The organism is Luteimonas sp. TWI382 (assembly GCF_039674545.1).
Taxonomy (GTDB): Bacteria; Pseudomonadota; Gammaproteobacteria; order Xanthomonadales; family Xanthomonadaceae; genus Luteimonas.
Genome location: NZ_JBDJNS010000007.1, coordinates 74,556 through 86,734 on the forward strand (window position 1 = coordinate 74,556; position 12,179 = coordinate 86,734).

General features: G+C 69.2%; 13 protein-coding genes. 9 read left to right on the forward strand and 4 right to left on the reverse strand.

What is annotated here, in order from left to right:
* Nucleotides 1-97: 97 nt before the first annotated feature.
* The 7 genes from ABE505_RS06765 to ABE505_RS06795 all read left to right on the forward strand — a co-directional run bounded on the left by ABE505_RS06765 (nucleotide 98) and on the right by ABE505_RS06795 (nucleotide 6,663).
* Nucleotides 98-1,810: a leucine-rich repeat domain-containing protein gene (locus ABE505_RS06765; RefSeq protein WP_346443195.1), complete on the forward strand. Its 1,713-nt coding sequence runs from the start codon at nucleotides 98-100 to the stop codon at nucleotides 1,808-1,810.
* A gap of 127 nt (nucleotides 1,811-1,937) precedes the next feature.
* The gene (gene msrB, locus ABE505_RS06770; protein ID WP_346443194.1) at nucleotides 1,938-2,402 is read left to right on the forward strand and encodes a peptide-methionine (R)-S-oxide reductase MsrB; all 465 of its coding nucleotides are present in this window, start codon (nucleotides 1,938-1,940) and stop codon (nucleotides 2,400-2,402) included.
* A 127-nt stretch (nucleotides 2,403-2,529) separates the two neighbouring features.
* Nucleotides 2,530-3,903: an MFS transporter gene (locus ABE505_RS06775; protein ID WP_346443192.1), complete on the forward strand. Its 1,374-nt coding sequence runs from the start codon at nucleotides 2,530-2,532 to the stop codon at nucleotides 3,901-3,903.
* A 148-nt stretch (nucleotides 3,904-4,051) separates the two neighbouring features.
* The gene (locus ABE505_RS06780; protein WP_346443190.1) at nucleotides 4,052-4,420 is read left to right on the forward strand and encodes a hypothetical protein; all 369 of its coding nucleotides are present in this window, start codon (nucleotides 4,052-4,054) and stop codon (nucleotides 4,418-4,420) included.
* Nucleotides 4,421-4,731: 311 nt separating this feature from the next.
* A complete protein-coding gene (locus ABE505_RS06785) occupies nucleotides 4,732-5,247 on the forward strand; it encodes an MgtC/SapB family protein (RefSeq protein WP_346443189.1) in 516 nt (171 codons plus the stop codon).
* A 91-nt stretch (nucleotides 5,248-5,338) separates the two neighbouring features.
* Nucleotides 5,339-6,154 carry a hypothetical protein gene (locus tag ABE505_RS06790; RefSeq protein WP_346443187.1) on the forward strand — a complete coding sequence of 272 codons (816 nt, stop codon included), beginning with the start codon at nucleotides 5,339-5,341 and terminating at the stop codon, nucleotides 6,152-6,154.
* Nucleotides 6,155-6,426: 272 nt separating this feature from the next.
* Nucleotides 6,427-6,663, forward strand: a complete 237-nt coding sequence (locus ABE505_RS06795; protein WP_241945614.1) for a hypothetical protein — start codon at nucleotides 6,427-6,429, stop codon at nucleotides 6,661-6,663.
* A gap of 54 nt (nucleotides 6,664-6,717) precedes the next feature.
* Here ABE505_RS06795 and ABE505_RS06800 read toward each other — a convergent pair whose 3' ends face one another.
* The 4 genes from ABE505_RS06800 to ABE505_RS06815 form a co-directional block, all read right to left on the reverse strand.
* Complete coding sequence (locus ABE505_RS06800; RefSeq protein ID WP_346443185.1) at nucleotides 6,718-6,981, reverse strand: hypothetical protein; 264 nt, start codon at nucleotides 6,979-6,981, stop codon at nucleotides 6,718-6,720.
* Nucleotides 6,982-7,134: 153 nt separating this feature from the next.
* On the reverse strand, nucleotides 7,135-7,383 hold the full coding sequence (locus ABE505_RS06805) for a hypothetical protein (RefSeq protein ID WP_346443183.1): 249 nt from the start codon (nucleotides 7,381-7,383) through the stop codon (nucleotides 7,135-7,137).
* A gap of 98 nt (nucleotides 7,384-7,481) precedes the next feature.
* Complete coding sequence (locus tag ABE505_RS06810; RefSeq protein ID WP_346443181.1) at nucleotides 7,482-7,877, reverse strand: MAPEG family protein; 396 nt, start codon at nucleotides 7,875-7,877, stop codon at nucleotides 7,482-7,484.
* A 23-nt stretch (nucleotides 7,878-7,900) separates the two neighbouring features.
* A complete protein-coding gene (locus ABE505_RS06815; protein ID WP_346443179.1) occupies nucleotides 7,901-8,440 on the reverse strand; it encodes a type 1 glutamine amidotransferase domain-containing protein in 540 nt (179 codons plus the stop codon).
* A 178-nt stretch (nucleotides 8,441-8,618) separates the two neighbouring features.
* On the opposite strand from ABE505_RS06815, the gene ABE505_RS06820 reads away from it, so the two are divergent.
* Nucleotides 8,619-11,006 carry a DEAD/DEAH box helicase gene (locus ABE505_RS06820; RefSeq protein WP_346443308.1) on the forward strand — a complete coding sequence of 796 codons (2,388 nt, stop codon included), beginning with the start codon at nucleotides 8,619-8,621 and terminating at the stop codon, nucleotides 11,004-11,006.
* Between the two features lie 10 nt (nucleotides 11,007-11,016).
* Entirely contained in the window at nucleotides 11,017-11,889 is an 873-nt protein-coding gene (locus ABE505_RS06825) for a ribonuclease H-like domain-containing protein (protein ID WP_346443177.1), read from the forward strand.
* The last annotated feature ends 290 nt before the right edge of the window (nucleotides 11,890-12,179 follow it).

Consider the following 12,179-nt stretch of genomic DNA (forward strand, 5'->3'; position numbering starts at 1 on the left):
CTGCGCAGCGATCGGGGGCGGGCGCATGGTGCATTGTGCGTGCGGCGGGTCTGGACACCAGGTCAGGCGCTAAGGTCCGACAATGGGGAGCGCGGCAATGAAGCGAATCGAGTGTCTGGCCGCATGCGCGGCGTGGCTGGTGGGCGTGGTGCCGGTGGCCCTGGCGGCGCCGGTCGAGCGCGGGACGTTCGTGCAAGTCTGTAACGCCGCCAGCCCATACACCCACCTGCGCGATGGGCCGAGCGCACGCCAGTATCCGGCGACGGCACGGATGCCCAACGGGCAACGCCTGCGCGTCGAGGGCACCCTCCTCACGCCGGAGGGGTATGGCTACCATCGCGTGAGCCTGCTGGACGCACGCGGCGGCACCCTGCGCAGCGGCTATGTGCACGACCAGACGGTCCGCGCCAGATGTGACCTGCCGGCAGCGCCGGATGCGGCGCTCGCGCGGCTCGCGGCCGCTCTGGCGGCCGACAATCCCAGTATCGACGCCGCCGACATCATGGCGGTCAATGCCGGCTTCGACGGCAAGACGCTCGATCTGATGCAACTGCCGCAGTTGCGTGATCTGTCCGCGCTGGCGGCCTTCGACGGACTCGAGTCGATCGACCTCAGCCGGTCTGGCGTGGTCGATGTCGCGCCGCTGGCGGGCCTGCGCTCGCTCAAGACCCTCAGCCTGTACGAGACCGCGGTGCACGACATCGCGCCGCTCTCGGCGCTGCGCACCCTGGAAACGCTCAACCTCCATGGCACGCGAATCGGCGACCTGGACGCGCTGTCGGGCCTGCCCGCGCTGCGCACGCTGTACCTGACGAGCAGTCTGGTGCGCGACATCTCCGCGCTCGCCACATTGCCCGATCTGCGGGTGCTGACGCTGTCGGAAACCGAAGTCCAGGATCTTTCGCCGATTGCCGCGCTCGGCGAACTGCGCCTGCTCAACCTCGCCAGCGCAGGCGTGCGCGACATCGGGTTCCTGCGCGACAAGCCCGCGCTCAGGACGCTGGATCTGGGGAACAACGCGATCGACGACCTGTCGCCGATCGCTGAACTTCCCGCGCTCGAAAGCGCCCTGCTCCACAGCAATCCGTTCACCGACATCACGCCGTTGGCGAGACTCAAGACGCTCAAGGTCTTGTCGCTGGCCAACAGCCAGGTCGCGGATTACCGGCCGCTGACCGGACTGACCGGATTGACCGAACTCGGGCTTGCCGGCAGCACGATCGCCGACCTCAGGCCGCTGGCCGGGATGCGACAACTCGAATGGCTGGCGCTGGGGGCGACCCGGGTTGCGCGCATCGAGGTCGTTGCCGGGATGCCGGCCCTGCGACTGTTGCATCTGCACGACACCCAGGTCGCGGCGCTCGCGCCGGTCGCGGGCCTGCGCCGGCTCGAACGGCTGTCGCTGACCAACGCACCGGTGCGGGACCTCTCGGCGCTGGCCGGCCATGCCCACCTCATCGACCTGGGCCTGCGCGGAACGTCGGTGACCGATTTCTCGGTCATCGCGGAATTGACGGCGCTCCAGACCCTGGACCTGGCCGACACCACGTTCGACGACATGGCAGCGCTCGCCCCGTTGCGGCTGCTCGAAACACTGGACCTGTCGCGCACGCCCGTCGAGGACGTTTCAGTGCTGGCCGGGCTGCCCAGCCTGCGCTGGCTGACGATGGAGGAAACGCGGGTGCACGATGTGTCGCCACTGCGCGCCATGCACGGGCTGCGCACGGTGCGGCTGGCGAAGTCGCCGGTCGAGGATGTCGGGGTGCTGAAACCGCTGGTGGACGCAGGGCTCGACCTGCGGACGGAGTAGCCCGTTGCACGCGTCACGTGGGCCTGCGTGGGCCGCCGAGCGGCGGGACGCGGCGCACGGGCCGGGGCTTGCAATGCGGTCTGTGCATCGCCAGCTTCTTGAGGGTCGATCGCCACCGGAGCATGCCGTGTCCTCGTTTGATCTGCGTCCGCCCAGCACCGCCGAGCGCACCGCCCTGGAAGCGGACCTGTCCGCCGACGAGCGCCGCGTGCTGCTGCACCACGGCACCGAGGCGCCGTTCTGCGGCGTGTTCCTCGACAACAAGCGCGAAGGCACCTACTGCTGTCGGCTGTGCGGCCTGCCGTTGTTCCGCTCAAGCGCCAAATTCGACTCGGGTACCGGCTGGCCGAGCTTCTTCGCACCGATCGACGAAGCGCACATCGGCCGCATCCGCGACACCAGCCACGGCATGATCCGCGTCGAGGAGGTCTGCGCGCGCTGCGGCAGCCATCTGGGGCACGTGTTCCCCGACGGGCCGCCGCCGACCTACGAGCGGCATTGCCTCAACTCGGTGTCGCTGTCGTTCGTGGCGACCGGCGAATCGCTGCCCGACCCGCTGGCACGCGGCGGTGCGGAGGCATCGCCCGCCTGATCGCTCACGTGCAGGCGAGGGCGCCGGGCACGCAGCGGTGCCCGGCCTGGGCACGTCGCGATCGCCGACATGCCTTTCCGCCCTGGACCTCTATACTCGCCCGCCCCCGACCCGGCGAGCCTTGCCCATGCGTGTGTCCAGCGATTCCGCGTCTTCCGCCGCGCCCAGCGCGACACCGCCCGGCAGTCTGCGCCGGTCGGTGTCGAATACGCTGAAGGGGTCTGCCGGCAACCTCGTCGAATGGTTCGACGTCTATGTCTACTCGGTGTTCGCGGCGTACTTCGAGTCGCAATTCTTCTCGCCCGAGGACAAGAACGCCACGCTCTACGTCTGGGGCATCTTCGCGATGACCTTCCTGATGCGTCCGATCGGCGCCTGGTACTTCGGCCGCTTCGCCGACCGCTACGGCCGGCGCCTGGCGCTGACGGTCTCGGTGTCGATGATGGCCGGCTGTTCGTTCGTCATCGCGATCACGCCGACGGTCGCCACGATCGGCATCGCCGCGCCGATCATCCTGCTGCTCGCACGTCTGGTGCAGGGCTTCGCGACGGGCGGCGAGTACGGCGCCAGCGCGACCTACATGTCCGAGGCCGCGATTCCCGGCCGCCGCGGCTTCCTGTCCTCGTTCCATTACGTGACGCTGGTCGGCGGCCATGTGCTGGCGCAGGCCACGCTGCTGGCGATGCTGCTGTCGCTCGACACCGCGCAGATTGCCGAGTGGGGCTGGCGCCTGGCCTTCGCCCTGGGCGGCGTCGCGGCGATCGTGGTGTTCTGGCTGCGGCGCACGATGGACGAGTCGCTGGAGACCGAATCGATCGAGGCCGCCAAGACCGGCGGCGCACGCGCCTCGGGGTCGCTGCGCGAACTGTTCGTCAACCAGTGGCGTCCGCTGCTGCTGTGCTTTTTGATCACCGCCGGCGGCACGATCGCGTTCTACACCTATTCGGTCAACGGCCCGAAGATGATCCAGACCGCGTTCGCCGGGGGCGATGCGATCACCGGCACCTGGATCAACCTGGCGCTGCTGGCCTTCCTGATGGTGCTGCAGCCGGTCGGCGGCTGGCTGTCGGACATCATCGGGCGCAAGTCGCTGCTGGTGTTCTTCGGCATCGGCGGCGTGCTCTACACCGGCTACATGGTGACCGCGCTGCCGCAGCAGACCAGCGCACTGTCGGCGTTCCTGATCCTGGGCGTGGGCTTTGTGATCCTGACCGGCTATACGTCGATCAACGCGGTGGTGAAGGCCGAACTGTTCCCCACCCACGTGCGCGCGCTGGGCGTCGGCCTGGGCTACGCGCTGGCCAACTCGGCCTTCGGCGGGACCGCGCCGGTGCTTTACCAGGCCGCGCTCAAGTCCGACCAAGTGACCGCGTTCGTGGTCTACGCGACCACGGTGATCGCGGTGTCGTTGGTGGTCTACGTGTTCTTCCTCAAGAACAAGAGCGCGAACTGGCTCGACGATGCGGAGGCCATGCGCGACCGCGGGCAGGGCGTGCGCTGAGGCGATTCGCTGAGGCGATGGCCAGCCCCCACCCCAGCCCTCCCCCGTAGGCGGGGGAGGGAGCAGGGCAAGGCGGCGGGCGTTCTGCTGCAGGATTCACATCGTCGGTTCTAGACTCGGCCTTCCTTCGTCTGGCGAGAGCCCACCCATGTTCAAGCGCATCGTTCCCGTCCTGCTCATCGCCCTGCTGGCCGCCTGCAGCGCGCCGGCCGAGCGCGACACCGTCCAGCCCAAGGCCGGTCCGGCGGTGGCGTCGGTGACCAACGAGGCCGACTGTCTGCGACGCGGCGGCGAGTGGAAGCAGCTGGGACGGGCGCCGGTGCCGCAGTGTCTGCTGCAGACCGTCGATGCCGGCAAGGCCTGCACCGACAGCCAGCAGTGCCAGGGTCAGTGCCTGGCGCCGGAAGGCACGGTCGACAGTGCGCGCGTGCAAGGCCGGTGCAGCGTCGACACCAATCCGTTCGGCTGCCAGCAGCGGGTGCGCGACGGCGTGGCGTGGACGATCTGCGTCGACTGATCCGGCGCGACCGGATCGACGCGATCTGACCCGCGGGGACGGCGCAGGCCGTCCCCGTTTTGCATTCCCGCCGCCGCGACCGGGGCGCGGCCGGCAGGGGGGCGATCGCTGACCGTTCAAGGCTTCGAGGCGGGCGGCGGCGCGCCGGCCCGGTGGTGGACGTGCGACCTGGGCCGCGAGGCGCGACAGCGACCATCACCGCGGTCAGACCCGACGCGCGCTAGCGTCCGGCGCACATCCCCCCTACGGAGTGCCCCGATGCCGATCGCGACCCGCCTCATTCGTCCTGCCGTGCCTGGAGGCCATGTGCGATGAGCGTGTTCGCTCAAGTGCTCGATGCCGTGGCCCGCGAACTGGCGTTGCCCGATCCCGACACCCTGACCACCATCGTGGTCCGCGTGCTGGTGGCCGCGCTGCTCGGTGGCATGGTCGGCTGGGAGCGTGAATACAAGGGCCGCGCGGCGGGACTGAAGACACACATCCTGGTCTCGATCGGTTCGGCGCTGTTCGTGCTCGCGCCATTGCTGTCGGACATCGACGGCGCCGAGGTGACCCGGGTGATGCAGGGCATCGTGTCGGGCATCGGGTTCTTGGGAGCGGGCGCGATCCTCAAGCTGGACAAGGGCGAGCGCATCGAAGGCCTGACGACCGCGGCCGGCGTCTGGATGACTGCGGCCATCGGCATGGCTGCAGGCATGGGGCAGGAGATGGTGGCACTGGCGACCACGCTTGTGGCGTTGCTGGTGGTCGGCGCGCTGCCTCGTCTGCAACGTTCGCGTGCGACGGCGGACCGACGCCCTGCGGACATGGCCGGGCGTGACAGCTGAACGCAACGGCCGCGCATTCCGGATTTCGCCACGGCGGCTTCATCCCCGGACCCGCACGGTGATCGCACATTCGAGCAACGGAGCCAAGCACATGACCAAGCAGGACGACATTCGTGACGGTGGCCGCGATCTCAATCGCGATCCGATCACCAAGACGCCCGGCGCTCATCCCGTCGGTGTCGGTGTGGGCGGCGCTGCGGGCGGCATGGCCGCCGGTGCTGCGGCCGGTACCGTGTTCGGGCCGGTCGGGACCTTGATCGGGGCGGCGGTGGGCGTGGTCGCCGGGGCGGCGATCGGCAAGGGCGTGGCCGAGCGGATCGATCCGACCGGCGAAGTGGAGTACTGGCGCCAAGCGCATGGCGACCGGTCTTACGTCAAACCTGGGCATGACTACGACCGCGATTACGCTCCGGCCTACGGCTTCGGCTTGCAGGCCCGCGAGGCCGATCGGACCCGCGGTTGGGACGAGTCGGAGGCGCAACTGCGCCGCGATTGGGAATCGGCCAGGGCCGAATCGAAGCTGGAATGGGAAGACGCGCAGCCGGCGGTGCGCGATGCCTGGGAGCGCACGGATCGGACGTACGCTCTGTACCAGCGCAGCGATGACTACTACGCCAAGGCGTTCGAGAATGCGCCCTACCGCAACGCCGACGACCGCTACGAGGATTACCAGCCGGCCTATCGTTATGGCGCCTACGCGCGTTCGCGTCATGCCGATCGTGAGTGGGACGACGCGCTTGCAGGCGAGCTTGCGCGAGACTGGGCATCGCGTCGCGGCAATTCACGCCTGGAATGGGATCGCGCCAAGGCCGCGGTGGAGGATGCCTACGTGTCGCATGACCGCTATACCAGCGGCGAGTACACTGGCAGCGGCCGCGACGACAACGACCGCTTCCGCGTCGGCTGACGCCTCCGATCGCCAGTGATTCCGCCACGGGCGCATCCTTCCAGGATGCGCCCGTCGTCGGTGCGCCCATGTCTGCAGGCCACGGTGTCGCTTCCACTGCGTGGCAGATGCGCGCGGGCATCGCGTTGCCAGCGTTCGCCAGTATGCTGGACAGGTCGGTTGCCGGCCTTGATGGCGCGTTTGTCGTCAAGGGAGCGGCATGGCGCATTCACATCACGCCGCGCCCTCGTCGCGGACCATCGCAGTCATTCCAACGCGCAGGAGATCGTTCCATGAGTGGACAGGGTTCGGCCGGCAATGTGATCGCCGCCATCTGCAGTTTCATCGTGCCCGGCCTCGGGCAACTGGTGCAGGGTCGGCTGCTATCGGCCGTGCTGTGGTTTCTGGCTGGCTGCATCGCATTCGCGATCACCTGGCTGCTGACGGTCTCGTTGCTGCCGTTCGGTTGGTTCATCGTCAGCGTGTTCTCGTGCATCAACGCGGCGTTGTACCGCCGTCCTGGGGTCTGACCACGCGTCACGCAACGCGCCCGGGGCCGAAGACGGCCCCGGGCACAGGCACGCTCACTTCGGCTCGCCGTTCTCCACACCGGTATCGCTGCGCACGTCGTCGGCGAACGAATGGCCATCGGCATTGCGATCGCCGATCTGGTCATCGAGTTCGGGGTCCAGCAGGTCGGCCTGGTCGTCGAGGCCGATGTTGTCGATCGCCGACTGCGAGCGCGGATCCTTCAGTGCCGGTCCGCGCGTCGGCGGCAGATCCTCGCGGTCGCGCAGCGACGATTCGTCGCTCGGGGCGTTGGGGCGGGTGGGGTTGGCCTTGCTCATGGCGATCTCCGGTCTGCGGTGCGGACACTATCGGTGCGACCGCGTCACGCGGGCGGCAAGAGCATGGCGTCGTGCTGTGGCCGGGGCCTGCCTGCATCGCGAGTCGATCGTGATGCCGCGCTTCCTCCCGTCGGGAGATGGTGCGAACGGATGTCAGACCGCGCGGCTGACCTGATCAATCGCGGCGCCGCGACGGCGATCGTGACGCGGGCGCGTGTCATGCGCCTGCCAGGCTGCCTGCACTTGCGCGCGGACGTCATGCCAGGCGCGCAGCCGGCCATCGAATTCCCAGACCCGCCGCAGCACCGGTTCGATCTCCTCCCAGGGGCGCTCGGGATACGAGGCGCGTCCATTGCGACCCAGCGAGAGCACCAACATGTGATCGGATTCGGAACGGGCCATCGGAATGTTGCCAGGAACTTGGGAGTGCGCAGGCTAAGGCGCGGATCGTCTGTTTTCCGTGAATCCAATGTTGGATTTCGATGACAGGACCGCCGCGTTCACAACAGCCCTGCAAGCACCATGACCAGCCCCACGGTCGCGACTGCCCAGATGGCGCTGCGCAGGTAGGGAATGCCGACGCCGTAGACCGGCAGATAGGCCACGCGCGCCCACAGATAGAGCTGCGCGCCCAGTGCGGTGGTGGCGTCGTGGCGACCGGCCAGCACCACCGCCAGCACCGCGGCGGCGAAGAACGGAAAGGTCTCGAGAAAGTTGCGGCTCGCCGCCGACAGTCGCTGCGCGGCGCCGGTCAGCGGTGGCACATGGCCGTCGCGATTGCCGGCATTCCACGCCATGCCGCGTTGCGCGGTGGAAAACCCGGCGGCGACCAGGACGTGGACCAAGCCGAGGGCGATCGACCCGGCCAACATCTGCAATTCGATCGTCATCGGCATGGTCTCCAGCGCAGTGTGCGGATTCAGCCTGCGACGGCCTTGACGATCGCGGCGTTGAAGGCCGGGATGTCGTCGGGCTTGCGGCTGGTGATCAGGTTGCCGTCGACGACGACCTCCGCGTCCTGCCAATCCGCGCCGGCATTGACCAGGTCGGTCTTGATCGATGCCCAGGATGTGACCTTGCGGCCCTTCGCCAGGCCGCTCTCGACCAGAAGCCACGGACCGTGGCAGATCGCGGCGACCGGCTTGCCACTGCGGCCGAAGGTGCGCACGAACGCGACCGCGTCGGCGTCCTTGCGCAGGTTGTCGGGGTTGATCTGCCCGCCGGGCAGCACCAGCGCGTCGTAGCGGCCGGGATCGGCCTTGGAAAGCGGCACGTCGACATCGACGCTGCGGCCCCAGTCCTTCTGGTCCCAGCCCTTGATCGAGGTCGCATCGCCAGGCGACACGACATCGACGTGGGCGCCGGCCTCGCGCAAGGCCTGTAGCGGTTTCTCGAGCTCCGACTGCTCGAAGCCGTCGGTGGCGAGAATGGCGATCGTCTTGCCGTCCAGGGTCTGCATCGGGGTCTCCAAGCGGGGGATCAGGAGCGCCCGATGCTAGGGCGCGGGCGGTCCTGCGCCCGTGAACGAAAGGCGCCTGCGGCCGCCGTCTCGCGTCGTGAGACGACGCACGGGCACGCTCGCGCCCCGCCTGCCGCCCGGAGCGTGCTGTCTGAACGCGATCCTCAAACCCGACTCGCTGCCTGCGACCACGGCCGGCACCGCGCCCGGCACTGCGCTTGCGACCAAGTTGTCGGCCAAGTACCCCGGGCGCATCACCGGCAGCCTGCTGTTGCCCGGCCAGCCGGGCCGCTACGCGCCGATGCCGGGCGAGGTGCCCGAAGCGCTGGCGCGCGCGCTGCGCAGCCGCGGCATCGACCGGCTCTACAGCCATCAGGCCCAGGCCTGGGCCGCGACCCAGGCCGGCCGCCACGTCGTGGTCGCCACGCCGACCGCGTCGGGCAAGTCGCTGTGCTACACGCTGCCGGTGCTGTCGGCAGCGATCGCCGCGCGCAGCAAGGCGCTGTACCTGTTCCCGACCAAGGCGCTGGCACAGGATCAGGTCGCCGAATTGCTGGAACTCAATGCCGCCGGCGAGCTCGGCCTGCGCGCGGCGACCTTCGACGGCGACACGCCCGGGGATGCGCGCCAGGCGATCCGCATCAATGGTGACATCGTCGTCAGCAATCCCGACATGCTGCATCAGGCGATCCTGCCGCATCACACCAAGTGGGCGCAGTTCTTCGAGAATCTGCGCTACGTGGTGATCGACGAGATCCACACCTACCGTGGCGTGTTCGGTTCGCACGTGGCCAATGTGATCCGCCGGCTCAAGCGGGTGTGCGCGTTCTACGGCGTGACCCCGCAGTTCATCCTGTGCTCGGCCACGATCGGCAATGCCCGCGAGCACGGGCGCGCGCTCATCGAGGTCGACGACGCGCAGCTCGAGGCGATCGACGATGGCGGCGCGCCGCGCGGCGACAAGCATGTGCTGCTGTGGAATCCGCCGGTGGTGAATCCGGACCTGGGCCTGCGCGCGTCCGCGCGCTCGCAGTCCAACCGCATCGCGCGGCTGGCGATCCGCTCCGGCCTCAAGACACTGGTGTTCTGCCAGACCCGGCTGATGGTCGAGGTGCTGACCAAGTACCTCAAGGAAGTCTTCGACCACGACCCGCGCAAGCCGCGCCGGATCCGCGCCTACCGCGGCGGCTACCTGCCGACCGAACGCCGCGCGGCCGAGCGCGAGATGCGCGCGGGCAGCATCGACGGCATCGTCAGCACCTCGGCGCTGGAGCTGGGGGTCGACATCGGCAGCCTCGACGTGGTCGTGCTCAACGGCTATCCGGGCAGCATTTCGGCGACCTGGCAGCGCTTCGGTCGTGCCGGCCGCCGGCAGCAGCCCTCGGTCGGCGTGCTGGTCGCCAGCTCCGAACCGATGGACCAGTACGTCGTGCGCCATCCGGAGTTCTTCGCGCAGGCCAACCCCGAGCACGCCCGGATCGAGCCCGACCAGCCGCTGATCCTGCTCGACCACATCCGCTGCGCCGCGTTCGAACTGCCGTTCGTCGATGGCGACATGTTCGGCCCGGTCGCGCCACTGCCGTGGCTGGAGGTGCTGGCCGAGTCGGGCGTATTGCATCACGAGGGCGATCGCTGGGAATGGATCGCCGACAGCTATCCGGCGCAGGCGGTGAACCTGCGCTCGGTCGCCGACGGCAACTTCGTGGTCGTCGATCGGACCGACGGTCGGCAGACGATCATCGCCGAGGTCGACTATTCGGCCGCCGCGCTCACGCTCTACGAGGGCGCGATCCACATGATCCAGTCCGAGCCGTTCCAGGTCGAGCGGCTGGACTGGGAAGGCCGCAAGGCCTACGTGCAGCGCACCCACGTCGACTACTACACCGATGCGATCGACTACACCAAGCTCAAGGTGCTCGACGATGCCGAGCAGGCGGACGCAGGGCAGGGCAGCGCACATCTGGGCGAGGTGCATGTGGTGCGGCGGGTGTCGGGCTACAAGAAGATCCGTTTCCACACCCACGAGAACATCGGCTACGGGCCGGTCAACCTGCCCGATCAGGAACTGCACACCAGCGCGGTGTGGTGGCAGTTGCCGCAGCGCGCGCTCGATGCCGCGTTCGATGCGCGGCACGAGGCGCTCGACGGGTTTCTGGGCGCCTCGTACGCACTGCATCTGGTCGCGCAGGTCGCGGTGATGGCCGAGAGCCGCGACCTGCAGAAAGCCGTGGGCAGCGGCGATGGCACGTGGTTTGCGACCGCCGACCAGCGCGGTCGCGGGCAACTGCGCGACGGCGAGGGCGCGGCACTCGACATCGCCGGGATCGGTCGTTTCGCGCCGACGCTCTATCTCTACGACAACTATCCCGGCGGCGTCGGTCTGTCCTCACCGCTGTTCGGGCGCCGCGACGAACTGCTGGCGCAGGCCGCGGCGCTGATCGATGGCTGCGGTTGCCGTGCCGGCTGCCCGGCCTGCGTCGGGCCGATCCTCGCGTCCGAGGAGGACACCGAGCGCACGCCGCGGCAGCTGGCCGCGCGCGTGGTCGACCTGCTGGTGAGCGCATGACGGGGCGCCCATGAGCGCGCTGGCCAAGCGGCTGGGGCTGCTGCGCAGCCAGGCCGGGACCGCGCTGCCGAGCGTCGCGCCGGCCCGGCCGATGGCGCCCGTGCTGCCGCCGCGCGCGCAGTGGCCGCGCGCCGATGCGCAACGGTCGCCAGAGGCGGTCGCCGAGCAGTTACGCAAGCTGATGAAGCTGCGCGCCCCGGCCGTGGCATCGCGTCCGGGCGCGACGGTCGATCGCACGCTACCTGGCGAAGAGATCGCGCCGGGTCTGCGCTATCTGGAACAGATGGCCCCGTGGCCGCATGACGACGCCGAGTTGGCGCTGCATGACATCCGCCATGACACCGTGCAGCGCGGCGACCTGCTTGCGTTCGACACCGAGACCACCGGCCTGGCCGGCGGCACCGGCACCCGTGCGTTCATGATCGGCGCGGCGGACGTCATCGATGGCCGGCTGCGGATTCGCCAGCTGTGCATCACCACGCTCGGCGCCGAGCGCGAGATGCTGAAGGTCTTCGCCGGCTGGCTGCGGCGCGAGACTGTCCTTGTGAGCTACAACGGACGCTGCTACGACCGTCCGTTGCTGACCACGCGCTACCGCCTGGCGCGGATGCGCGACCCGCTGATCGACCTGCGCCATGTCGACCTGCTGCACCCAGTGCGGCGCCGCTATCGCGGTGTCTGGGCCAATTGCCGCTTGGCGACCGTCGAGCGCGAGTTGCTCGGTGTGCTGCGCGAAGACGACCTGCCGGGCAGCGAAGCGCCGGCCGCGTGGCTGCGCTATCTGCGCGGCGGCAGCGCCGACAAGCTGCGTCGCGTCGGTCTGCACAATGCGCAGGACCTGCGCAGCCTGTTGGGCGTGCTCGAGGCGATGCGCGACCGCTGACGCCATGCGCGCCGTCGGCGGCTCGCCCCCACCCCGGCCCTCCCCCGCAAGCGGAGGAGGGGGAGCCGCACACCGACCTGGAAGCGGTCTTCAGTCCGCCGCCACAGTGCGCGAGTCTGCTGCCGCAGTGCGGGTCGCCCTCCCCAGTGCGCGCCGCTGCCACAGCGCGCGGCGGCGCTACCGCGGGCGGCCACTTGTGCGTGGGATCGCGCGTCGCGCCTCGATGTGCACGCGTGCGATGCTGCGGACGCGTTCACATGTCTGCCATCGCGGCAGTGCTTGAATCGGAC